The organism is Candidatus Chloroploca mongolica, from assembly GCF_004762035.2.
Lineage (GTDB): Bacteria > Chloroflexota > Chloroflexia > Chloroflexales > Chloroflexaceae > Chloroploca > Chloroploca mongolica.
In genome coordinates this window covers 1-23,940 of record NZ_SIJK02000072.1, presented here as the reverse complement: position 1 = coordinate 23,940, position 23,940 = coordinate 1, and the positions used below count along the sequence as shown (strand labels likewise).

The following is a 23,940-nucleotide window of genomic DNA, read 5'->3' as shown; positions in this document are numbered from 1 at the left end:
TCCTCCGTGAGGCTAGACAAGCGATCGCGTCACACTGACTCCTTGAACCTGGGGCAGATCAGATCATGGCTGTGAGTGATGAAGAAGAGATCTGATAGATCTATTTATGGATGTCTTGTTCTCATCACTTCTAGTATCAATACCTTGCAAATAAGGCAGCTATTTTGAGGCAAAGGCGCAAAGGCGCAACGTTTTTCGCGTAGGTGAGCGAACCCTTCGCGCCTTCGCGCCTTCGCGTGAGCTTATTTGAAAAGTATTGCTTCTAGTATAGCGTGCAAGTGCAACAATGTCGATGATAAGAATGCATGTATGTATGCACCGTTTATTAAAAAGGTGGCTATGCCGCCTTCTACTGCTGATGTGGCAATACGCCAAAATCAACGCCCAGAAAGCGACCCAGGGCATTGCTGCGCCAGACCCAACGAAGCAGAAAGAGCCAGGCGATGGCGCATCCTAGGATCAAGCCAAAACTCGCCAGGCTTGGCAATTGCAAGGTTGCCCAGCCGCGGAAGAGTGGGACAAAGAGGATCGTGAGATAGATGCCTGCGCACACGGCAGCCAGGATCGTCGGGCGCCAGTCGCCACTCAGTTCGTCGCCGCCGACCCACCACGCTGTTGGTGGTTCGACAAAGACAACCAGCAAAAGGCCCGTCAAGAGCAAAAAGGTTGTGAGTGAACTCTGGGCGTAGGTGATGATGGTCGCCCCAAAAACAACCTGTTCCTCTGGCGGAATGCTCAGGCCGCCTTGCACCACGAATTCGATGAACATTGACCCGTAGAGCACAATCAGGCCAAAAATACCCGAGAGCAGCGCCGTCGGCAGCAAGAAGCGCAACAAACGCCGGATCAGGCCAACGCGCGCGATTGCGCCAGGGCGTGCCCATAATGCAATCAACGGTGTGGGCACGCCTACGGCCAGAAAGGTTATCAGGGCCGAATGGATCAGTCGAATCGGAAAGATAGCGCTACTCACCATCAAGGTCGACAGCGTAATCATTGCCAGGATCGCGGTATGCGTTAGAAAGAGGCGCAGGACATCCTGCATGCCATTGACAATGCGCTGGCCTTCTTCGACCGCTGGTGATAGCACCGCAAACGAGTCATTCGTCAGGATAATATCGGCAACATTGCGCGTCGCCGCGCTGCCGCTCTGCATTGCAATGCCGAGATGAGCCTGCTTGAGCGAAAGAACGTCGTTGACGCCATCGCCTACCATCGCGATATAGTGCCCGCGTGCCCGCAGCGCCTTGATCAGGCTCTCTTTTTGCTGCGGCGTGATGCGCCCAAAGATCGTCGCACTGGCGGCAGCCTCGGCGAATTCGCTTTCGCTCATCTGCGCCAATTGTGGACCCGAGACAAGCTTGATATCACCTGGCAAGCCGGCCTGTTTCGCCAGCGCTGCGACGGTTTCGGGACTATCACCCGAGATAATCTTGGGCTGAACGCCAGCGCGTAGAAAGCGTTCTAATGTCTCGCGGGCCTCGGGGCGCAATTCGTCACTCAGGCTGATCAGCCCGATTGGTTGCAGTGGCGGCAACTGCGTCGCGTCGCCTTGATTGCTGAGCAGCGTCGGGTCAGGGTGATAGGCGACAACCAGAACGCGCAAACCCTGATCAGACCAGGTCTGCATTTGCTGCTGCATCGTCTCGCCATGCGCGTGATCGCTCAGATAGGGCTGCAGCATTTCGAACGCCCCCAGCGCATAGATGCCGCGCCGGTCGGCTTCCCCAAAAGCAATTGCGCTCCACTTGCGTGCCGACGAAAAAGGCACTTCTTCAACGACCTGGCGCGCCTGGCGGGGATAGGCCGCCGCGACTGCCTCACTGGTCTTATTGCCAGCCTGCGTGCTTGCCATCATCTCGCCCAGGATGTCCTGCAACTCGGCTTCGCCCATTCCCAGCGGAAAGACGGCGTTCATCTGAAGCCGATTCGCCGTCAGGGTGCCGGTCTTATCGACACAGAGCGTATCAATATTGCTGAGCGACTCGATCGCGTTGGATTGCTGCACCAACACGCCGAATTTAATGATCCGCACCGCACTGATCGCATACGCAACGGCAATGCTCAGAAACAGGCCATTTGGAATCAGTCCGGCTACCACCGTCACATCCTGCACACTCTCGGTGAAGCCGCGGGTCTGAATGAACGAGTTGAGCACAAGCATGATTTCGAGATAGAGCACAATCAGCAAAAAGACGCGCACCAGCACATTGATATCCTGCTGGAGGGGCGTCAGCACACGTTTGTAGCTGCGTGCGCCAGCGGTAATCTGATTCGAGAGACTCTCGTTGCCGACCTTCTCGGCACGGTAGAAGGCGCTGCCCGAGACGCAATAGCTCCCCGAAAAAACCTTGTCCCCATTTGTTTTGACGATCAAGTCAGATTCGCCAGTCAGTTGGGACTCATCAACTTCGATCTGCCCCTTGACGATCACGCTATCAACGATGATCTGGTCACCTGCATCAACTCTGAGAATATCGCCGAGCACAACATCGTCAGGCGCAAGCTGCTGTTCTTGCCCATCGCGCAGCACAATTGCGCGGGGAAGATTCAACAGCGCAATCTGGTCGAGTTGCCGTTTGGCCTGCAACTCCTGGATGCTGCTGACCATCGCATTAATAAAGACCACGCCCGCCGAGATCAGCGCATCAAAGGGACGCCCCAGCAGCAGCAGGATAAGGCCCAGACCAAAGAGCATATTGTTGATAAACGTAAAGACATTCTCACGCAGAATCTGCCCATAACTACGGGTCGCAATGCCGGTCACCTTGTTGACCTGGCCGTTGGCGATGCGCTGTTGAACCTCTTGCGTTGTCAGACCCTGCAGCGGAAGCGTGTTCCCAGCATCAACATCCTGAACCATACTGAACTCCTCACTTCTCACTTCTCACGTGCAGGTAGAGCATTTTCTCGGATCGCGTCTTGATGTCTTTTTCTCCCTCACCCCCCTGCCCCCTCCTCTCAGGTAGAGAGTTTTTGGCTGGCAACGCCCTGTCCCCCCCACCCCCTGCCCCTCCCCCACGAGGGGGGAGGGGAGTTTGAGCGCAGCACCATTAGGTTTTCGGCTCCCATCTCCCCCCTCCCCCCTTGTGGGGGAGGGGGGCCGGGGGGGTGGGGGGGAAAAGCGCATTGGGACGCCATCCCGCAAAAACTCTCTACCTGAGAGCATGCCCCCTCTCCCACAAGGGTTTAAGGGGGTGACCGCACATGCCTAGGGGAAGGAACATCGCCAGCCTGAAGCAACCGAAAGCTTATCACATTCAGCGCGGCACCTGGCTGATCACGAGAAAGGCCAGGGCCAGAAGGCCGCAGAAAAATATAAAAAACAACGTCGTTGGCACGAGAACAACAACCAGCGCCCGCATCGGCGGCAGATTCAGCCCTGCCTGCACGCTCAGAAAGGTCAGGTAAAAGCCGTAAAAAGAGACAAAGACAACCACCGGCGCGGTGAGACACGAGAACAGGCTGATCGAGAAGACATTAAGTGTGGCTGACACGACTGAAATTGGCACCCAGAAAAGAGCTACATCATATGCCAGTTCGCCATACGTGCCGCTCCCACCTAGCGCCTTGCCAAGCAGAAAAACAATCGTTAAATAGGTCATAAAACCGATCAGCGTCCCCAACGCATTGGACAAAAGAGGGGTATGCGTTTCGGCGGGAAACATAAACTCGGCGATCGGCAGATCCTGACCGATCGCCTGTCCAAAATTCGTGAACTCAGCGGCGATCGCGTCTAGTTGCGCATCCATAAAAGGGCGGTGCAGATAAAATGATGCGATCCCCAGCAAGGCCGTCAACAGTGCGCCTAGCGACACATAGGCCAGCGCCCAGCGCAAACTATTGCGCTCGTGAGCCTCGAAGGTGGTCACTGACGGGCGCAGCAGAATGGCAATGCTGCTGCGGAGCATGGTCATGAGCATCGTGTTACCTTCATCTCATTGTTCTACCGAGGGCGAACGCGAGCCGACCCGAAACTCTTCAATCAATGTTGTTGCAAGCTCAATCGTATAGTCCAGATAGCTCTGCCCATCGGGCAAAAAACTCTGATCATCGAAATAGCTTGCCGAGCCAGAGTGGGTCATTGGGCCAGTAGAGAAGCGGCGTAACTTGCCTGAAGCAACAGCCTTATTCCAGCGTGAGTTGCGGGCAATCGGCCAGCGACGCGGAAACAGGTAATCGCCGAGGCGCTGCACACTGTCCAGGTCCCCCTCCAGATGGATAATCTGGTCGGCGAGCGCAATGCTGTAGCTATCAGACATCACACCGCCCATCGAGATCACCTGCAATGGGGCTTGAATCGCTGGCTTGAGGTACTGGGCTGAGCCTAAGACGACCTGGCCGCCGCCACTGTAGCCATACAAGGTAACAGGACGCCCATCACCTGGTTGATAGCCCGCCTCGAGCAAGGATTGCATAATCGTGCTGGCAGTGCCATAGTTGAAGACCGGGCCATACCGTTGGTCAGCAGAAACCGCTACATGCAGCAGATTGCGAAAGTTGATCAGCCCGCCAAGCGAACGCATCCGTGTACTGCCCGCACGAGCCTGCTGAATAGAATCCCAGAACCGCCCGAAGCGACTCTCTTCAGTGAGGCCAACATTGTTCACTGAAAAAGCAAAAATATTATGGATCACATGCGTATGCGGCAACGCCTCTTTCAGCCGATTGACGAAGTCCCATTCTAAATCGCCCAGGTATTCGCCCGAGACATCGCCGATCCCCGAGAGATAGACCAGGAAGTGTTCTGGCTTCGTGGCAGTATCGCTAGGGTGTGGCCGCGCATGCACCGATGGGCGGGCTGGTTTGGGTTGGGGGGCGAGGTGTTCCTCGCGAATCCGTGCCGACTCAGCGCCTCCGGCCCACCAACCCAAGATGCTTAACGGCACCATCAACCCTGCAAGCAGGACGACGAAGATCATCAGACTGACCAGAAATAGGAGCTCTAGGCCAAAGATCTGGATGAAGTTGATCATCAACTGCAAGGTATAGACAAACAAGGTCACGATGCTTCCTCCGCAGACGTGCTGGTCTGGTCACTGAGGCCTAGCGGCATTGGCGGCACAATATCGCGCAGTTGATAGTGGACATCCCGTCCTGAAATGACGCGCAGCAACCAGCGACTCAGCGCCGTTGTTGGCCTGGTGGTAAGCCAGCGTACGAGTTGCAAGATTATCCAGCCACCGATCGTCATCACTGCCGCTTCGCCCAGCGTTACATCCAGGCCAATGCTGATGCTGAAGATCGCCAGGATCAGGCTGATGACCTGAAGCAGTACCAACAAGCCTGGCCCGAGATAGGGAACGAAGGCAAGGAAGGCAAAGAGCAGCGGCAGATAGGCGAGGCCCACTGCTTGAATGGCATACGACAGTGGCTGCGGATTGCCGAAAAAGAGCGCACTCATCTCGCGGATGCTAAAGGCCCAGATGACGGCCCCAAAGACAAACAGGATGCTGGTGATCAGCAGGTTCAGAAAGAAGGGACGCCGCCCGACGCGGTTGAGAAACAGCATCACCGCACGTGTTCCATACGCCTGGGAGAGCCCGGCCAGGAAGAAGATGCCAAAGGCAACATGCAAACCCACATACGAGTGGATCAGTTCGAGCAGGCTGCCATTGAGATGTTCAAGCTGGAACAACAAGGTCCAGAGCGACAGGAAGGCTTGAAAGAGTGGTCGTAGATCAAATGGCATAATGGTACACCTGAAACATGCCTTTATGCTTCAAGATACTGTGTCAAAAGCGGATAGACATAATCTATACGTGCTGTTGGCTGACGCGGGTCAATCATATCGTGGGCCAGGTTATCATCGGCACTGAAGGAAAATGGAATCACCCGCTGATGAGCGTCTGCTTGCCAGTTCCGGGTCAGTTGATCGATCAACTGACGATTAACGACTGTATCGGCATCATTCGTCACGACGATTACCTCGCCTGAAGCGGGCGGGCGTCGACGCGACTCGCGCAAAACGTATTCGCCTACGAGCATCATCACCCCAAAGCTCCGCAAGGCTTTGCGGATATAGTTATACTCGGGTTTGCGCGCGGCTTCTTCCGGCTTGTCGTCAACCATAATATTGGGTATGCGCAAGAGGGTGTTGCGGATCACCGCTTGGCGAAGCAGGGGCAACGTGCTAATGCCCAGGAACGGGGCGATCATGATCGTCCGTGCAACCTCAGACCGTTCTTGTGCGATCCATGCGGCTACTGTGCCCCCTGCCGAGAGCCCCAGCACGATGACACGCTTGCCCAGGCCGCAAGCAATGTCTACCACCTCGTCGCCAAAGGCCACCAGTTCGGCTGGCTGCAAACGCCCAAGTTCTGCCGTACGCCGATCGGCCATGCCATTCCGTGGCAGCCGAGGAATCAGCACCGTATGACCACGTTGGTGCAATTGTTCGCCAAACACGTTGAATTGCACGGGGCAACTGGTCATGCCATGCAACAGCACAACCACTGACTCAGTTGGGGCACCGTGATCAAGCAAGCGCGAACCGCACTGCGCATTGACCTCTGGCCCATCCAGGGCTGCCAGGGCCGCAAAGCGTTCGCAGGCCTCGGCATAGCTGGTGCTGGGCCTGCCCCGTGTACGCAAATGCCCTGTGCGTGGTGGCATTGCCAAGACTGCCGCTGTACCAAACAGGACGGCTAGACTGATGGTACGCGGGGTGACCATACGTGCAAATAAGCCTGATCTTTGCTCAGGGTTTGGGTGTTTCATCATATGTGTACTTATCGTTGCTGAACTCTGTCGAGCAAGTATAGCATAGTATTGTGTCAAAATGGTGTCAGTTTTTGTTTCTTAGGAGCGCAGCAAAGGGGCTTCGTCTACGGAACACGAAGCCGGCCTTCGCCATCCCCACCAGAATAGGTGCGTTGCGTGCAGGTGGGTTGATCGGTATACTGTGTGCAGATACTCGCCTCACGCCGAGGGTAGCGCTATGACGACTGATGTGTCCACAAGTGACCTGCGCATGGTTCGTGCCGTTGATGGGCTCGATCTTGCCCTGGAACCGCTCCAGGGTTTGTGGAGTGTCGAGCAATACTTCAAGCTGACGAACCAGACCAATCATCTCATCGAGTTTACGGATGGCGTTATCGAGGTGCTTCCGATGCCGACACGCGATCATCAAATCATCCTTGCGTTCCTCTATGAATTGCTGGTACTGCTGCTCCGTCCACAAGGAGGCAAAGTTCTCTTCGCCCCGCTCCGGCTTCAGCTGCGTCCGGGCAAGTTTCGTGAACCAGATCTGGTGGTTCTGCTTGATGCCCAGGATCCCCGCAATCAGAATGACGCTTGGCTTGGCGCTGATCTGGTGATGGAAATCGTCAGCCCTGACCGTCCGACCTGTGATACCGACGAAAAGCCACTCGATTATGCCGAGGCGGGCATCCTCGAATACTGGATTGTCAATCCGCTCACCGCTACCATCACTGTGCTGGTTCTTGATGACGCGGCTTACGTCACCTATGGCGTCTTCGCACGGGGCGAGCGTGCTCGCTCGAAGCTTATTGATGATTTCAGTGTGTCTGTTGATGAGGTGTTTGATGCAACATAGGGCTGGGATGGTTGCCAGCGAAGCTGGCAACCATCCCAGCATACGAGCGCAGCACCGGCTTTTGAGGAACGCTAGATGCAAGCCATTGATCTCTTGATTCATCGTGCCGCCCAGGTGATCACATGTGCGTCGCCCGCTGGCCCGAAACGGGGGGCCGCGTTGCGTGAGCTTGGTCTGCTCGCCGATGGCGCGGTGGCAGTGCAGGGCTCAACCATCGTGGCGGTTGGCCCTTCGGAAGATCTGCGCCGTGCCTATGCTGCCGTCACTGAAATTGATGCCCACGGCAAGGTCGTGTGCCCCGGTTTTGTTGATCCACATACGCATGTGGTGTATGCGGGTCATCGGCTGGACGAATTTGAATTGCGGATCGGCGGGGCGACCTATCAGGAGATCATGGCCGCCGGGGGCGGGATCGCCAGTACCGCCCGGGCCACTGCTGCTGCCTCGGTTGACCAACTTGTGGCCGCGACGCGGCCTCGCCTCGACCAGATGCTGCGCCTGGGCACTACCACCGCCGAGGCCAAGACGGGCTATGGTCTGACGACTGCCGCCGAGTTGCGTCAGCTTGAGGCCACGGCCTTGCTCGACCAGACGCACCCGCTTGATCTGGTGCCGACCTTTCTTGGGGCGCATGCGGTGCCCGCCGACTATGCAGGGCGTACCGAGGCCTATCTCGATCTGGTGATCAACGACATGTTGCCCGCCGCCGTGGCGTGGTATCGCCAGTCCCACTTTGCCGCAGCAGAGGTGCCACTCTTTGTTGACGTCTTCTGCGAACAGGGTGCGTTTGATGTTGACCAGTCGCGACGGATGCTCGCAGCCGCAGCGGCGCTGGGCCTGCCGCTCAAAGCCCATGTTGACGAGTTCAACGAACTCGGTGGGCTAGCAATGGCGCTTGCGATGGGGTGCGTCTCGGTGGATCATCTTGATGTGACGGGGGCGGCAGGCATCGCCCAGCTTGCCGCTAGCCCGGCCATTGGCGTCCTGATCCCGGCGGTGACGCTCAACCTCGGCGGCACCCACTATGCCGCAGCGCGGGCAATGATCGATGCTGGGGCCGCCATCGCGCTGACCACCGATATCAATCCCGGTTCGGCACCGTGCCCCTCGTTGCCGCTGGTCATGGCGCTCGCCTGTCGCTACCAGCGCCTGCTGCCAGGCGAAGCGCTCAACGCCTGCACCATCAACGCCGCCCACGCGCTTGGCCTCGGCGCACGCATCGGCTCCATCGAAGTGGGCAAACAGGCCGACTTGCTGCTGCTCGATATCGACGACTATCGCTACCTGGCCTACGAATTTGGCGGCAATCCGGTTGCTCAGGTGATCAAAAAGGGCAAGCTCTGCGCTACGTTGCACCGATGAACGTAACTGCTCACACGTGGGGTAACAGGCAAGCCTGGGAGCGAGGGCGTCCCGCCCTCGGGGGCGTTCGAGGGCGAGACGCCCTCGCTCCCAGGGCGCAAAGCATCAGGAAACTTATTTCCCACACTCCTCAATCAGTTGTGTTCAACAAGAGTTGGATCATCTCGCCGAGTTGCTTCAGTTTAATCGGCTTGCTGATGTAGTCGGTGGCGCCGGCTTCAAGGCAGCGCTCGCGGTCGCCGGTCATTGTCAGGGCTGTGATCGCAATGATGGGCACGGTGGCAAAACGCGCATCCGCCCGCAACCGGCGGGTGGCTTCCAGCCCATCCATCACTGGCATTTGAATGTCCATTAGGATCAGGTCGGGCACATGCTCTTGGGCGCGTTCGATGGCTTGTTGTCCATTGGCTGCCGTGATGATAGCATAGCCAAGGCTTTCCAAATAATCGCTAATGATCATAATGTTCGTTTCCATATCTTCTGCCAGAAGAATCTTGCCCAGCGATTGAGCTTGGTTCTGTTCAGAAGACTGCCCAGATGCCAGGCGTTCCAATGATCTCGTATCTGTTTTTGGTGTTCTTTTTTCGAAGGCATTGTGCCAGGGCAAGCACACGGTAAACGTGCTTCCCGCGCCGACATCACTTGCCACTTTGACACTGCCGCCATGCAGTTCAACTAACTCCATGACGAGCGCCAGACCCAGGCCCGTGCCTTCATGCCCACGCGTCAGGCTGCTATCCACCTGGGTAAAGGGGGTAAACAGGCGCTTCAGATCTTCTGGGTCAATGCCGATGCCAGTATCGATCACCGTAAAGTCAAGCGTCTGGTGTTCCACATCGCCCCTGACCTGAAGGGTGACCTGCCCCTTGGACGGCGTGAACTTGACCGCATTGCTCAACAGGTTGATCAAGATCTGCTTGAGACGACGCACATCGGCGCGCACTATCACAACCTGCGGATCTAGATCGAACTCGACCTTGATGCCTTTCTTCATGGCCGGTTCCTTAATGAAGACCAGGCTTGTTTCACAGATATCCGCCACCGCAATCTGCTCAATGTGAATCGCTAGCTTGCCGGCTTCGATCTTGGACAGGTCGAGGATGTCATTGATCAGGCTGAGCAAATGCCGTCCGCTCGACTCGATGACCGCGACCATTTTACGTTGGCGTTCGTTCAGCGGCCCACGAATCTCTTCCAGCAAGATCTCAGCCATGCCCAGAATGCCATTCAGGGGCGTGCGCAGTTCGTGGCTCATGTTGGCAAGGAACTCGTTTTTTGCGCGTGAGGCCTTTTGCAAAGCGGTATTGGCCGTGCTCAACTGGTCGCGGCTGAAGCGTAGGGCGTCTTCTGCATGTTTGCGTTCGGTATGATCAAAGATTGTGGATCGGCTCTGGAGGTAATTGCCGTATGCATCAAGGATTGCCACCGAGTTGAGCAGCGCAGGGAATGTGGAGCCATCCTTGCGCTTCATTTCACACTCGATATTCAACATCTCTCCACGTTTCTTCAGTTCGGCAAAGGCCTCCTTGAAGACCGCGGTGCTCGTTCTGGTAACAAAGCTCTCGAATGAAGCCCCCAGGACTTCTTCGCGCACATAGCCAAGCCAGGTCAACGCCGTCTGATTGATTGCGACAACGTGACCATCGGCATTCAAAGAGTAGTAGCCGGTTGGGGCATGCTCATACAGATCCCGCACCTCGGTGGTGCGTTGCTTCACGCGTTCCTCCAACTCTTCGGAAAGCAGGCGATATTTCTCTTCGCTGGTGCGCAATTCGTCTTCCACCCGCTTGCGCATAATGATATCAAAGACCGTCTCGGCAAGACGTTGCAGGATACCCAGATCCTCTTCAGTATAATGCTCTGGCTTATTGCCCACGCCCATGGCAGCCACCACAAGATTGTTCCGTGTGATCGGCAGAGAGAGCATCCGGCTGATGGGGGCATGACCTTCTGGCATGCCTTTTTGATGTATGAGGGAAGGGAAATCATTATAGATATGCGGTTCGCCGCTGCGGATGGCATCTGCCCATATGCCCGCCTTATCCACCGGGTAATGTTGCCCATGAGCTTCAGCGGTACATGCATGCAATAAGGTATTCGTCGACCATGCCTGCAAGTTGATCGTATTCTGGTCGTCATCAACAAAGTGGAAAAAACCGATCGTACTGTCGGTTAACGCCTCGGCTTCATCCAGCATCGTGCGCATCAGATCGTCCATCTTGTTTGTCGCATACGATGCATTCGTTAGCCGTAAGATCGCCTGGGTATACAATTCCTCGCGTTTTTGCCTGGTAATATCGAGGTGGGTTCCAAACATCCGGACGGGATTGCCCTGCTCATCCCACTCCATCACCTTGCCCTGATCCATGACCCACACCCACGAGCCATTCTTGTGTTTCATGCGGACTTCGCACGCATAAAATTCGGTCTCGCCTGAAAAATGCTGCTGCAACAGATCAGTAGATCGCTTCAGATCATCGGGATGGCACAGATCATCCCAGATTTTGATGTTGATTGGTTCGAGTTCATGCAGGGCATAGCCTACAATCTCGGCCCAGCGTTCATTGAAGATGGTCGCACCAGTCTGCACATTCCAATCCCACATCCCGGCTTTGCTCCCTTTGAGCGCCATTTCCAACCGTGTCCGGCTTTCGCTCAGAGTCTGCTCAGTTTTCTTCCTTTCGGTTATATCCTGGATGATTGCCATCATGCGGAGGGGCATGCCATGTTCGTCATAGGTCATTTTCCCCATCTGGTGCAGCCAGCGAATGCTTCCGTCGCTGGTGCGAATGCCGAATTCATATTCGATGTCAGTCTGCTGTTGCATGGCAAGCATATCCAGACGCTCAACCCGTTCCTGTTCACCGGGGAGCATCATCTGCGCAACAGTGTCTTGCGTTATGCCTGTCCCACGCGGCAATTCGAAAATATCGTACAGCTCGTCTGAGCAGATCAGCGTCTGATCGCGGCCGTTCCATTCCATATGCCCAATGCGACCAATGCGCTGCGCCTCGGTCAGCAAGGCCTGGCTCTTGGTGAGCCCCTCCTCAGCTGCCTTGCGTTCATGGATATCCCGGAAATTGATAATGATCGCCTCAACATTTGGCTGGGCCAGCAGATTGCTGAACGTACTTTCGATCCAGCGCCATTCCCCATTCTTCTTCTGGAACCGGTATTGAATCGTTGGTACATACGTGGGGTTCCGGAGCAGTTCAGCGAGTTTTTCAAGCACCATGTCCCTATCGTCGGGATGAGTGAGCTCAAACGGGTTCAAGCCAAGTACCTCATCACTGCCAAAACCCATGATCCACTCGGTAGACGGGCTAGCATACTTGAGACTGCCATCCACATTCATCAACACAATGCCATCCGGCGCGTTCTCGATCAGGGCGCGGTAGCGTTGTTCGGCGAGCCGCAATTTGTCCTCGGCCTGCTTCCGTTCGGTAATATCTTCAAAGGTCGCGAACACCTGGTAGGGCTTCTCGCCGCCAGTGAAAAAGCGCGGCACGGCATTGATATTGATCCAGCGGTAAGACTCTAGTTGGGGATTGTAGACCCCCATGACCACATTATGCACGGGTTTGCCGGTATGCAAAGAGACCATCGCGGGATGCTCTTCCCCTGGAAAGGCCGACCCATCCTCCTGGATAGCATGCCAGTGTGGGTCGATGGACTTGCGACCCTGCATTTGATCCAGAGTCAGGCCCAGAATTCGTTCGGCAGACGGATTGGCGTGGATGATCTGCCCATCCGCTTGCTGAAAAACAACCCCCTGAGCCATGTACTGGAAGAGCAGGTGGTAGCGCTCATCGCTTTCGCGGCGCGCTTCTTCTACCCGTTTGCGTTCGGTGATATCCTGGATCAGCCCTGAAATTGCGAGCGGATTTCCTTCTTGATCATATTCAAACTTTGCGTAATTTGTAACCCAGCGCAAATCGCCTGAGGCCGTGAACATGCGATATTCAATTTTGGGGATGCTCTTTTGCGTCAATGTCTCTTGCAGCGCATTGGCCGCTCTATCTCGATCCTCTGGATGAAAATACTCGATGATCGTGCTGAAATCCTCTTCAGATTGCTCCGTCCCAATGATCTGCGCCGCCTCGGGCGACCAAGACATACGGCGGCCAGGAACGTCATAACGCCAGGTGCCCATGTGTGCGGCAAAAAGGGTTTGCTGCAACTGGGCGTGGCTGCGTTCCAGATCCGCCTGGGTTTGCTGATGAATAAGCACATTCGCAATCTCTGCAGCGATCGTCTCCAGAATATGATGTGTTTGTTCTGGAATAAAAGCTTGGACATGTGAAGCAATATTTAAACAACCCAGAACCTGCCCGCGATGTTGAATCGGAATAACCGCCAAAGAGCGCAGGCCCTCAGCCTGGTAATAACTCCGGGTATGCAGTTCAGCTTCTGTGAAAGAGATCATGGTGCCACGAAGCATAAGCTGAGAACCCGAGCTGTCTTCGCCAAAATGTGCAACGGCCCGCACAAAGTCGTCGCTCAACCCTTGATGATAGACAAGCTCAAAGGCCCGGTTGTTTGCATTGAAAAGATACAGCCCGCCACAATCTAAGCCTGACACAACAATCGCGGCCTGAAGGCAAGCTGCCCATGCGTCTGCCGCTGGCAACTCCTGTGCGATCAACTGGGCTAGATCCCGCTGCGCGGCAGTCAATTTTTCGGCTTGTTTGCGCTCGGTGATATCAATGCCAACCGATAAAAATCTTGTTGTTTTATCATGTTCATCCTGAATAGGCGTATCGATCCAATGATATTCCCGTACCCTTCCATCCTCTACCGTAACGGGATGTTCATAGCTCACTGTGCGCGGGTTGGCCGTCACTTCGGCATAGAATGCCGCCGTGGAAGCGCGCGCATCTTCTGGCAAGAAGTTGATCCACTTTTGCCCCCGCGCCTCGCCCTGAACACCAAAGATCTTTTTGTATTTTCCATTGGCAAAGGTCAAAGTTGTATCTGGCATCCAGAAACATAAACTGACATCCAATGCTTCAATCACTGTTTCCAGTTCCACTACCTGTGCGCGTGCCCGTGCTAATTCACTTTCAAGCTCAGATTGGGTCATTGTTGTGGACATAGGACCCTCCCATCCGTTTGTGGGCAACATTGCTATGGTTCAGTTGATGTGCAAGGTCATTATAATTATACCATCCTCGTGATAGATCCCACTGTCTCCTGATCACGACTGGAAGATACGTCTGTGATATGATACGACTGGGCTTGACGCACCTCAAAGACCTATTCCCAAAAGAGGGGTGTCAGGCGCAGCAGCGCCAAGCCCAACTGGTGCTTCGTCCGCAGGTGTGCCTGGTTATCTGAACTGGAGGTTGCACAATATGCAGATCAATGGCGAAGCTTTGACCATCGAACAGGTTCTGGCCGTGGCGTATGGGCAACCCGGTGCGCCTGCGGTTGCGTTGAGCCCCGAGGCGACCACGAAGGTGGCGCGGGCGGCGTGGGCGGTTGAGCAGTTGCTCGAACGCGGCGAGATTGCGTATGGCATTACAACGGGCTTTGGGGCGTTCAAAGACCGGCTGATCCCGCCCGATCAGGTCGTGCAGCTGCAACACAATATCGTGATGAGCCACGCGGTTGGCGTTGGCCCGCTGCTTGATACGCCCACGGTGCGGGCGATGATGCTGATCCGTGCCAATACGCTTGCCCGTGGTCATTCGGGGATTCGCCCTGCGACCCTCGAACTGTTGCTGGCGATGCTCAACGCTGGCATTCACCCGCTTATTCCCAGCAAAGGCTCGCTCGGTGCCAGTGGCGATCTCGCCCCACTCGCGCATATGGCGCTGCCGCTGATTGGCCTGGGTGAGGCCGAGCATCGCGGGGAACGCCTGCCCGGGGCCGAGGCGCTGCGCCGCGCCGGTCTTGAACCATGCCAACTCGCCGCCAAAGAGGGCCTGGCCCTGACGAATGGCACGACGGGTATGTGTGCCCTGGGTGCGCTTGAGACCCACCGGGCTGAACTGCTGAGCCAGACCGCTGATATTGCCGGCTGCCTGAGCCTCGAAGCCCTGAACGGGACGGTGCTTGCTTTCGACGAACGCATTCACGCCCTGCGGCCTTTCCCGCGTCAGCAAGAATGCGCCGCCTACCTGCGTGCGCTGCTTGCCGGCAGCGAATTGACCCGCAGCCACGACCCGCGCAATGTGCAGGATGCCTATACCTTGCGCTGCATTCCGCAAGTTCATGGGGCCGTACGTGACGCGATCGCCTATGCCCGCTGGGTCTTTGACATCGAACTCAATGCCGTCACCGATAACCCGCTCATCTTTATTGACGAAGCAGACCAGGCCATCACCGTTCTGTCAGGGGGCAACTTTCACGGCGAGCCACTGGCGATTGCGTTCGACTACCTCGGTCTCGCTGCCGCTGAACTGGGCAACATCGCCGAACGACGCATCATGCGCCTCACCGACGAAGCCTCGAATATCCAGACGCTGCCTGCGTTCCTCACCAACGAAGGCGGGCTCAACTCGGGTTTTATGCTGGTGCAATACACTGCGGCGGCGCTGGCGACCGAAAACAAGATCCTCGCGCACCCTGCCAGTGTTGATACCATCCCCTCATCGGCCAACGTCGAAGATCACGTCAGCATGGGCATGACCGCTGGGCTCAAGGCGCGCACAATCCTTGATAATGTTGCCCAGATCCTGGCGATCGAGTTGCTCGCGGCGGCGCAGGGCCTCGATTTTCGCCGCCAGATCGTCGGCCCCCAGGCTCGCCTCGGGCGCGGCACCAGGGCTGCGTACGAACTCATCCGCCAGCACGTGCCCTTTATCGAATGCGATACCGTGATGTACCCGCATATCGAGGCGGTGCGCAGGCTCGTCGCCGACGGATCAATCGTCGCCGCTGTCACCGCAGCGATGTAGAGATAGACGCCTCGCGAGCGGTGCGGCTTTGCCGCACCGCTCGCTCTGCTTGGGTCACCAGAACCTTTGCGCCTTTGCGCCTTTGCGTCAAAATAGCCACCTTATGTGCAAGGTATCGAGGCTAGTACGTTTCCCAGGCAAGCGGCGTCTCCTGATCAAGCCGACCCAGGCGCTGCGCAAAGCGATCCAGTTCCGCCTGACGCTGCGTGTCGCTCATCCGTACCGGCCCATAGACAACCTGCGGGGCAAGCACATCGAACCCGACGAATTGCAACATGCCGCGCTGGATCGGCTGGAGGATCGCGTTGATGTCACCGTGAAAGCCTTGTTGCACATAGGCTTGCTCAGGGCCACCGGTGGTCAATGAGAGCAACGCACGTTTGCCGCGAAACACGCCTCCCTCGTACATACGGCGGCCCCCATAGATGCGCCCCATCGCAAAGACGCGATCAACCCACCCCTTCATGGTCGCTGGCAACCCGAACCACCAGAGCGGGAATTGCCAGATCATCAGGTCGCACCACTCAAGTTTCGCCATCTCCTCGTCCAGATCACTCGCAAAGCCTTGATGCTCTGAGGCATAGATCTCTTCAGTCTGAAGCTTGAGAAAAGCCGGATCGCGCACCGTCGTAAAATTCTTCCGACTAGACACAGGGTCAAACGCCATTGCATACAGATCCGACGTTTTGACCTCCGCTCCAAGCCGGGTCAGGGTTGCCTGGGCCGTCACAAACATGGCATGGTTGAAACTCTGGGGCTCGGGATGCCAGTAGACGAGAAACGCCTTCACGCCGATCACCTTTCACGAAGCATCACCACATACCAGCACCGGTTAACGTTTTAGACAAGGTTCGTAGGCGCTTGACAGTTTGTGGTGATCGTAGTGCCGACTTCAGTCGGCTGAGTAAAAAGCCGACTGAAGTCGGCACTCCAAACTGTCAAGCAAGCATACCCCATGCTGAAACCTTGTCTTAGAAAAGAATATGGTTGCGAAAGGTATCATAACACAGGCGTAGCCTGTTTGCTTTTTCCTGGTCTCTTTGCCTGACGGCTCACCAATACGCGGTAGACCGTCAAGAAGAGGATCGTGCCACCACTCAACCAGTAAAAACCGTTGATTATCCCGTTGCTGCTGTCACTTCCACTCCAGATGCCATGAACGAGTGTAAAGATAAAAACAAGAAAACTCAAGAAATGGATCATCCGCCACATGGTTCTGCCAATGCGATCTTTAACATAAAAGCTGAGTCCAACCAGTGCCAAGCCATAGAGGGCCAGTTGCCCCAGGCCCACCCAGAACGGCGCAAAACCCTGGTAGGCAAAGGGGACGAGCAGTTGCCACAGGCTCGCCTCGATGTAGGTGTCGCCCAGCAGAATCAGCCCATGAAAGATGGCAAAGGCCAGGCCCAGCAGACTCGTATGTTGGTGCAGGTCGAAGGCGACTGGCCCGCCCGGCCAGAGCCGCGCCAGCCGGTTGGTCATCAGCAGGCCAAAGACCATCGAGAGCCAGAGCAGGGCATAGGCGACCATGGCGCTGCTGCGCGCCAGGTACCAGTAGGCTTTTGGCTCGGCCCCCAGCAGCGAAGCACTGAGCCCCGGCAACCATGTCGGCAAGACAACAACGGCGGCAAAGGCCCCCAGAATAGCGCCAAGCAATAGCCCGATCAGCGCCTGGGGCGCCATCGCCGGGGGCAGATCAGTGAAATCCGGATCGGGAGCTGGTGCTCGCCGCGGCGCGGGCGTGGTCGCAGCCGGTGTGCGCGTGGCTCGCGGTGGAACTGGATTGGCCGTCTCGACCGGCGCCGGCCTGGCCGCAACAGGTGAACCTGCGCCTTGCGCTGCTGCCGGGGTGGGCGTCTGGTCGCCTGGTGGCGTGGACGCCGCAGGCACGGGTGTCTCGGAGGTGTCCGTTGCAACGGTCTGGTTTGTCTGCGCTGCTGTTGCTGGTGCCGTCGATTCGGGCGTTGTCATGATGCACTCTCTTTCCAACAGACGGCAGTCCAGGTTGTCGTCTGAATAGGTTGGTTCTCTTCAGGTACCAGCAAGGCGGCGAGTTCTGGTTGCGCTTCAAGCCATGCCAGCCCTGCTTCACTCCCAAGGATCAGCGCCGCCTTTGCCGCTGCTTCTGCTTTCTCCAGGGTTGGTGCGGCCACCGTCACACTCAGCAGGTCACTCGTGGCGGGCTTCCCTGTATGTGGATCAATGATATGGTGGAGAACATCCGCCCCCTGTCGCCAGCGCCGATAATCGCGCCCCGACGTGGCCAGGCCACCCTTTGTCAGCAACACCAGCGCTAGTTCATGGTCTGGTTGACGGGGATCGGCCACGGCAATAGGCCAGGGCGAGCCGTCGCGACGGGTGCCACTGACGGCAATGTCGCCCCCGGCATCAACCAGGGTCGGCCCATAATCCGCCAGACGCCTCACTGTCTGACTAGCAGCCCATCCCTTGGCAAAGCCTCCCAGGTCGAGCAGCATGCCTGCCGGCAATGCCACGGCGCGTGTCATCGGGTTGCGCTTGATCACGTGCCACAAAGCTATGTTATGCGCTGATAATTGGTCTTTTTGCGGCCAACCATTAGCGCCTGGGGATGGACGATCAACAGGCAAGCTGGCAAAATCCCGGTCATAGCCAGCCTCAACCAGGTGGGCCAGCAATGTAGGCGTGACCAGGCCATTCGTTGCCTGCGCCGCCTCTACCGCCACCTCCAGCACATCCCAGAGCACAGGGCTGACCGTGACCCACCCCGTGCCTGCCCGCCGATTGAGTTGCATCAACTCGCTCTCGACCTGAAAGCGACTCAAAGCTGCTTCCCAGGTGGCAAACCAGTCAGGAACCTGATGCAGCGCCTGTTCAGCAACTGGATCATCGCTCTCAACCAGCACCAGGATGGTCGATCCCATGGCCCGAAATGTTAGCTGAACCATCACAACGCCCTTTGCGCCTTTGCGTCAAATCATCAGAAAATTTCGTTCACAGACCACGTTAACGCGACGACTGTGTCGTGGTGACGGGCGCCGGCCGGGCCGGGGCCACCACGACTTCGCGGAGGGCCGGTGCCGGTGCGACAACCACGGGTTGCGTCACTGGTGCCTGTACCGCAGCGGGCGTAGTGCCAATGGCTTGCAGCGTCGGAATGGGCGGCGGGTTGAGCAACCACGCGGGTGGCGCACTCACGACTGCTGCCACGGGCGCGGCAACCATTTCTGGCGTGGCCTGGCTACTCAAGGTGGCCCAGCCCCCAAGCGTTGCCGCCAGGGCTGCCGCACTGATCATCAGTTTCACCCCTTGCGTACGTTGCCCCTGTGCTTTCGGCTTCTTCATCGTGATCAGTCCTCCTCTGAATGGCGCTCACCCTTGATCTTGGCATAGATCACCTGACCGGTGGTGGCATCGACATAGATTTCGCTCTCATCAATGAACTTGACTTCATAGACGAGTACACCTCGTTCGTTCTCAAGCTCGGTTTTGCGCACGGTTCCCCCGCCAGCATAGAGCAAGGCCGCTTGTGCCGCCTCTTCGGCTGTGATTTGCCCCCCCGATGCAGCACGAGGCGTCGTGCTATCAGCAAGTACTGCCGCGCTCTGCGCATCAACATAGAGCGTGCCTTGATCAAGCACAACTTCATAGGCGGCAACACCCTGATAGCTCACCACCTCAGGGGTGCGGATCAGCGTCGCCCCTGGAACCCGCTCGAGCGCGAGTTGCTGCGCTTGCTCAGGCGTGACGGCGTAGGTGACGGGTGCCGCTGCGGGTGCCGTTGTCACCGCCTGATCGGCGGCAGGAACGGTCTGTTGGGCCATCTCGGCTAATTGCTGATTCGCCTGTTCGAGGCGGCTATTTGCCTCGGCAAGGGCCTGCTGGTACGCAGCCTCACGCTCACGGATCAGGGCTTCAACCGTTGGATCAAGCGTGCCTTCGGTGGCCTGTGCAGGTGCGCTAGCCGTTGTTGCCGTTGGCACGACAGCCGTTCCGCTACTCAAACGATTTGCCAACCCACCCACCAGTACCAGTACAAACGCGGTCAAACCTGCTGCAATTATCAACATCGTACGCTGAGTCATGTTACACATGCCTTTCTTTTTTATAGAGCCTGCGGCCCTCAGGGATTTCGCTTGTGCTGGTGAAAACGGCTAGCTTCGCTGGCCGTTTTCACCAGCACAAGCATGGATTTGTAGGGCGTTAGCCCTACTCGCAACCCTGCGCCGCAAGGCCATTCATATCTCATAAGGTAAGCATAACCTCGCAACCTAAAGAGATGCTTAAAGTGATGGGGCAATCTTCCAAGGTTTTTCCAAGCTTTTTGCGGTATGATGCAGGTGAGATGAGGAGGAACTATGCGTGTGTTGGTGATTGAGGATGATCAGCGCCTCGCCCGTTTGGTGGCGCGGGTTTTGAGTGAGGAACATTATCAGGTTGATCAGGCTCACGATGGTGAAGCCGGGCTCGATCTGTTGTTGCGTGGTACCTATGATGTGGCGATCGTTGATTGGATGCTGCCAGGCCGTGACGGGCCTGCCATTTGTCGTGCGGCACGCGCAGCGCGCCTGGCGACGGCGTTGCTCTTGCTGACCGCCCGGGGCCAGGTTGAAGATAAGGTGGCCGGCTTCGACAGCGGGGCCGATGATTATCTGGTCAAGCCGTTTGCCTTTGAAGAGTTGCTGGTGCGCGTGCGGGCGCTCAGTCGCCGTTTTCATTCAACGGCACCGTCGCTTGATGAACTGCGCAACGGCGAACTTGTGCTCGATCTGCGCAACCATACGGCCCGGCGTGGGCTGCGCTCGCTTGACCTGACCCCCACCGAGTGGAATCTGCTCGAATATCTGCTGCGCAATGTCGGCCAGACGCTCACCAAACAGCAGATTCTCGATTATGTCTGGTCGTACGAGCAGGATGTGCAACCACAGATGGTTGAGGTCTATATCTCGTATTTGCGGCGCAAGCTGAATGCTGCCGGCGAGCCCGATCCGATTGTGACGGTGCGCGGCGTTGGCTATCGGTTGGAGGTTGACCGTGTTTAAGGGCTTACGCCTGCGTTTGACGCTGCTTTATATGCTGACGGCCCTGCTGCTGGTGGGGCTTGTTGGTGGTGGGGCCTACCTGGTGGTCGCCCGCTATTTTCAGGGCATCACCGATCTTGCCCTGCAACACAAAATGGCCCACGAGTTTCATGCCCTGGCTGCCCCCCTTCCGCCTGATCTCGTTCCGGCTGACCGCGATTGGTCAATTGTCCGCGGTGAACTCGGCCTGCTCCCCGATCTTCGCCCCGCTGATCGTCCACTGACAATGGATGATGCAGCCGCCCTGGCGAGCGCATCGTATCAGCAGAGCGAGGTGCGCCGGGTGAAAGCGGAGACCGAGCGCGGGCGTACGGTCTTTGAGGTGGAGTTTGTCGATGGCACCGAGTTGATGGTGATGAGCGACGGGACGATCAGAGACAAAGATGACGACGATGGGTCGCGTCCGGTGCCCCTTGCGACCTCGCCGACCACGAGTGTCGATGCCTTTGCGTCGGTTGCGTATGATGCCGAACTTGCGGCGATCTTTGTGCTGCCCCTTGATGCGAGTGGGCGCGTGCTCTTTGATCCCAATCCATATATGGTGCCGATTGCGCCGCAACGCGAGGCGCTCGCTCAGGCGCTTGCCAACGGCAGCGATGTCCGCACTGTCCAGACGGCTGATGGGCGCGAGGTGCGTCTGTTGACCTATCGGCTGACGCGCACCGATGGCCCGGTCGCCCTGCAACTAGGGCGCGTGCTCAGCGATCAGGCGCGGGTGCTCAATCAATTGATGGTTAGCTTGCTGGGCCTGGCCTTGCTGAGCGTGGTTGGCATTGGTCTCGCCAGTTGGTGGCTTGCTGGCCGTGCGTTGCAACCTGCTCAGGAGGCGTGGCAGCGTCAGCAGCAATTCATCGCCAGCGCCAGCCACGAATTGCGCACCCCGCTGACCCTCATTCGGGCCAGCACCGAAGTGGCCTTGCGCGGCACGCCAGCGCATGATCAAGACCAGCGCGAACTGCTCGGCGATGTGCTGACCGAGAGCGACCACATGGCGCGGCTCGTTGACGATCTGCTCGTGCTCTCGCGGCTCGACAGCGGCAAGCTTCCGCTCAACATCGCCCCCGTTGATCTGCCGCCACTGCTCGGCGAGATCCAGCGCCAGATTGCACGTCTTGGCAGCGAACGTGGCCTTGCCGTACAAGCAGGTTCAGTCCAGGGGCGTGTCAACGCCGATCCTGATCGCCTGCATCAAGTCTTGCTCATCCTGCTCGACAATGCGTTGCGTCACACCCCCGCTGGTGGCACCATCACGCTTGCCGCCGAACCGCAGGGCAGCAGCATCTGCGTAACGGTTCGCGATACCGGCAACGGCATCGCCCCAACTGATCTCCCACACATCTTCGAGCGCTTCTACCGCGCCGATCAGGCCCGCGGGCGCACCGAAGGCAACGCCGGCCTGGGCCTCGCCATTGCCAAAGCCTTGATCGAAGCAATGGGTGGCAGCATTGGTGCCACCAGCACCCTCGGCCAGGGCACCGACGTGTGGGTGCGGCTCCCCGTGTCTCATCGGCCGCCGCCTCTATGACCGTCGGCCGCACGTTTGATGTAAGCGCAAACCCGACTAGCGCAGATGCTTGTCATTCGCCCTCGCATCAAAAACCCTCTGCGCCTTTGCGCCTCTGCGTCAAAAAAACCTCTGCGCCTTTGCGTCAAAAGAGCCGCCTTCTTTGCAAGGTATTGGGGTTAGGCGTCACTCGGCAGCGACCCTGTAGCGGGTTGAATCAGATCCCACTGGTTCCCGTGCAGGTCTACAAAGACTGCGACCGTGCCGTAGCTCTCTGACTTCGGCTCTCGGACGAAGGCGACACCTTTGGCCTTGTACACTCGGTCAAAAGCGGCTGGATATCTGTTTTAATCCGCCGATATTTCTTGGCTAATTGGCGGAGATTTCGCTTGAATTCCCCGGTAAAAAAGACGTCGTACGTGGACGCTGATTCATCGTTACGCGACATCTATCCCGTCCCAAAGTTCATGTATTGGTGTGAGATCCTTCGTGCGTGCCTCATGCCATCCCTGCTTCAAGCTCGCCGCTGCGGGCTTCAGGGTGACGCTATCACGGAACGTTTGTACGATTTGGAGCAGGTACGGCAAGTACTCTTCGGGAAGCGCATTTACTTCGCGGAGGACTTGTTCGCGATACGCGGTCGTTGTAGTCATTGCGTATTCCTTTTGCACTGGAAGATTGCCCGCCGTTCGAGCAGCCAATGCGGTTCGAGCAGTTGGTATATCGTGCGCTCGCTGAACAGATGGTGTCGCTCCCTCGGGCGGCCGAACTGCTCCATTGCTCTATGCAAAGCGTCGAAGTACAAGTGAGGGGACCCACGGCACGCCATGCGGATCATTCTGAATGATAGGTGCTGCCTGATCGACATGCGGAAGGTTGCGCTTTTGCGCACAATGCTTGACCTTAAGCTCAGCCCACGGCGGACGCGGGGCGTGGCTTCGGCACGCTCAGCCCACGGCGGACGCGGGGCGTGGCTTCGGCACGCTCAGCCCACGGCGGACGCGGGGCGTGGCTTCGGCAAGCTCAGCCCACAGCGGACGCGGGGCGTTGGCTTCGGCAGGCTCAGCCCACGGCGGAGGCTGAGCCTGCCGAAGCCCCCGTTGGTATCAAGAAACGTAGGTTACACACTAGTTAGCTTCATGGACTGCTGCCAGGTCCTACTCCTCTTGGAGACTGCTGAAAAAGTACTGCGACACCACTAGATATAGTGTTCACACTGTCGCTAAATACTACATCTAGTGTACTCAGACCACTTTTTCAGCAGTCTCTCTTGGGGGTAGGTTTTTCATATGACGTGCGAGTCATGACCAGTGCTGCGCCGCTGATGGGCACAAACACCGATCGTGGCGCGGTGCCAGCCGCAGGCGACGCGGCCACCGACCGCGGCGATCGACCGGATCGGCACGCCCTGGTGGGAAGCCCGCCGACCGGACGCCCTCGCTGCGCCAGCAATGTCACCCCGAGCGCAGCGAGGGGTCTTCCATGCGCCGCAGGGAAGATTCCTCACTCCGTTCGGAATGACATGGCTGGCGTTGGCACCCCGCTGCGCTCGCC

General features: G+C 57.5%; 18 protein-coding genes. 6 read left to right on the top strand and 12 right to left on the bottom strand.

All coding sequences use genetic code 11. The annotated features are described in order from the left end of the window. Positions 1 to 349: 349 nt before the first annotated feature. The 5 genes from EYB53_RS22540 to EYB53_RS22520 all read right to left on the bottom strand — a co-directional run bounded on the left by EYB53_RS22540 (position 350) and on the right by EYB53_RS22520 (position 6,615). Entirely contained in the window at positions 350 to 2,863 is a 2,514-nt protein-coding gene (locus EYB53_RS22540; RefSeq protein WP_135481338.1) for an HAD-IC family P-type ATPase, read from the bottom strand. A 397-nt stretch (positions 2,864 to 3,260) separates the two neighbouring features. Continuing rightward, positions 3,261 to 3,923, bottom strand: a complete 663-nt coding sequence (locus EYB53_RS22535; RefSeq protein ID WP_135481336.1) for a YIP1 family protein — start codon at positions 3,921 to 3,923, stop codon at positions 3,261 to 3,263. Between the two features lie 15 nt (positions 3,924 to 3,938). Beyond that, positions 3,939 to 5,006, bottom strand: coding sequence for a hypothetical protein (locus EYB53_RS22530; protein ID WP_135481334.1), 1,068 nt, complete (start codon positions 5,004 to 5,006; stop codon positions 3,939 to 3,941). Then, positions 5,003 to 5,692 carry a hypothetical protein gene (locus EYB53_RS22525; protein WP_135481332.1) on the bottom strand — a complete coding sequence of 230 codons (690 nt, stop codon included), beginning with the start codon at positions 5,690 to 5,692 and terminating at the stop codon, positions 5,003 to 5,005. The genes EYB53_RS22530 and EYB53_RS22525 overlap by 4 nt, the downstream gene beginning before the upstream one ends. Positions 5,693 to 5,715: 23 nt before the next feature. Next, positions 5,716 to 6,615 (bottom strand): alpha/beta hydrolase, encoded by a 900-nt coding sequence (locus tag EYB53_RS22520; protein WP_167857555.1) that lies wholly within the window; start codon positions 6,613 to 6,615, stop codon positions 5,716 to 5,718. A 325-nt stretch (positions 6,616 to 6,940) separates the two neighbouring features. Here EYB53_RS22520 and EYB53_RS22515 point away from each other — a divergent pair, with 325 nt between their 5' ends. Both EYB53_RS22515 and hutI read left to right on the top strand, forming a co-directional pair. Next, entirely contained in the window at positions 6,941 to 7,558 is a 618-nt protein-coding gene (locus EYB53_RS22515) for a Uma2 family endonuclease (protein WP_135481328.1), read from the top strand. Between the two features lie 75 nt (positions 7,559 to 7,633). Further along, positions 7,634 to 8,920 (top strand): imidazolonepropionase, encoded by a 1,287-nt coding sequence (hutI, locus tag EYB53_RS22510; RefSeq protein WP_135481325.1) that lies wholly within the window; start codon positions 7,634 to 7,636, stop codon positions 8,918 to 8,920. Between the two features lie 130 nt (positions 8,921 to 9,050). Here hutI and EYB53_RS22505 read toward each other — a convergent pair whose 3' ends face one another. After that, the gene (locus EYB53_RS22505; protein WP_167857554.1) at positions 9,051 to 14,015 is read right to left on the bottom strand and encodes a PAS domain S-box protein; all 4,965 of its coding nucleotides are present in this window, start codon (positions 14,013 to 14,015) and stop codon (positions 9,051 to 9,053) included. A gap of 259 nt (positions 14,016 to 14,274) precedes the next feature. Between EYB53_RS22505 and hutH the strand changes: the two genes are divergently transcribed. Next, positions 14,275 to 15,822 (top strand): histidine ammonia-lyase, encoded by a 1,548-nt coding sequence (hutH, locus tag EYB53_RS22500; RefSeq protein ID WP_135481321.1) that lies wholly within the window; start codon positions 14,275 to 14,277, stop codon positions 15,820 to 15,822. Between the two features lie 121 nt (positions 15,823 to 15,943). Here hutH and EYB53_RS22495 read toward each other — a convergent pair whose 3' ends face one another. The 5 genes from EYB53_RS22495 to EYB53_RS22475 form a co-directional block, all read right to left on the bottom strand. Next, positions 15,944 to 16,612 carry an NAD(P)H-dependent oxidoreductase gene (locus tag EYB53_RS22495; RefSeq protein ID WP_135481319.1) on the bottom strand — a complete coding sequence of 223 codons (669 nt, stop codon included), beginning with the start codon at positions 16,610 to 16,612 and terminating at the stop codon, positions 15,944 to 15,946. A gap of 209 nt (positions 16,613 to 16,821) precedes the next feature. Beyond that, positions 16,822 to 17,793: a hypothetical protein gene (locus tag EYB53_RS22490; RefSeq protein ID WP_254151196.1), complete on the bottom strand. Its 972-nt coding sequence runs from the start codon at positions 17,791 to 17,793 to the stop codon at positions 16,822 to 16,824. Further along, positions 17,790 to 18,749 carry an FAD:protein FMN transferase gene (locus EYB53_RS22485; protein WP_135481317.1) on the bottom strand — a complete coding sequence of 320 codons (960 nt, stop codon included), beginning with the start codon at positions 18,747 to 18,749 and terminating at the stop codon, positions 17,790 to 17,792. The genes EYB53_RS22490 and EYB53_RS22485 overlap by 4 nt, the downstream gene beginning before the upstream one ends. A 58-nt stretch (positions 18,750 to 18,807) precedes the next feature. After that, positions 18,808 to 19,146 carry a hypothetical protein gene (locus EYB53_RS22480; protein WP_135481315.1) on the bottom strand — a complete coding sequence of 113 codons (339 nt, stop codon included), beginning with the start codon at positions 19,144 to 19,146 and terminating at the stop codon, positions 18,808 to 18,810. A gap of 5 nt (positions 19,147 to 19,151) precedes the next feature. Continuing rightward, positions 19,152 to 19,886, bottom strand: a complete 735-nt coding sequence (locus EYB53_RS22475; protein ID WP_135481313.1) for a PepSY domain-containing protein — start codon at positions 19,884 to 19,886, stop codon at positions 19,152 to 19,154. Positions 19,887 to 20,159: 273 nt separating this feature from the next. Between EYB53_RS22475 and EYB53_RS22470 the strand changes: the two genes are divergently transcribed. Together EYB53_RS22470 and EYB53_RS22465 are read left to right on the top strand one after the other, a co-directional pair. Then, on the top strand, positions 20,160 to 20,843 hold the full coding sequence (locus EYB53_RS22470; RefSeq protein ID WP_135481311.1) for a response regulator transcription factor: 684 nt from the start codon (positions 20,160 to 20,162) through the stop codon (positions 20,841 to 20,843). Beyond that, entirely contained in the window at positions 20,836 to 22,407 is a 1,572-nt protein-coding gene (locus tag EYB53_RS22465) for a sensor histidine kinase (RefSeq protein ID WP_167857553.1), read from the top strand. Before EYB53_RS22470 ends, EYB53_RS22465 begins: the two co-directional genes overlap by 8 nt. A gap of 416 nt (positions 22,408 to 22,823) precedes the next feature. On the opposite strand, the gene EYB53_RS22460 is transcribed toward EYB53_RS22465, so the two are convergent. Continuing rightward, positions 22,824 to 23,039, bottom strand: coding sequence for a hypothetical protein (locus EYB53_RS22460; RefSeq protein ID WP_135481309.1), 216 nt, complete (start codon positions 23,037 to 23,039; stop codon positions 22,824 to 22,826). Between the two features lie 650 nt (positions 23,040 to 23,689). Here EYB53_RS22460 and EYB53_RS22455 point away from each other — a divergent pair. Further along, on the top strand, positions 23,690 to 23,940 hold a 251-nt coding region (locus EYB53_RS22455; RefSeq protein WP_205712734.1), incomplete at its 3' end, for a hypothetical protein.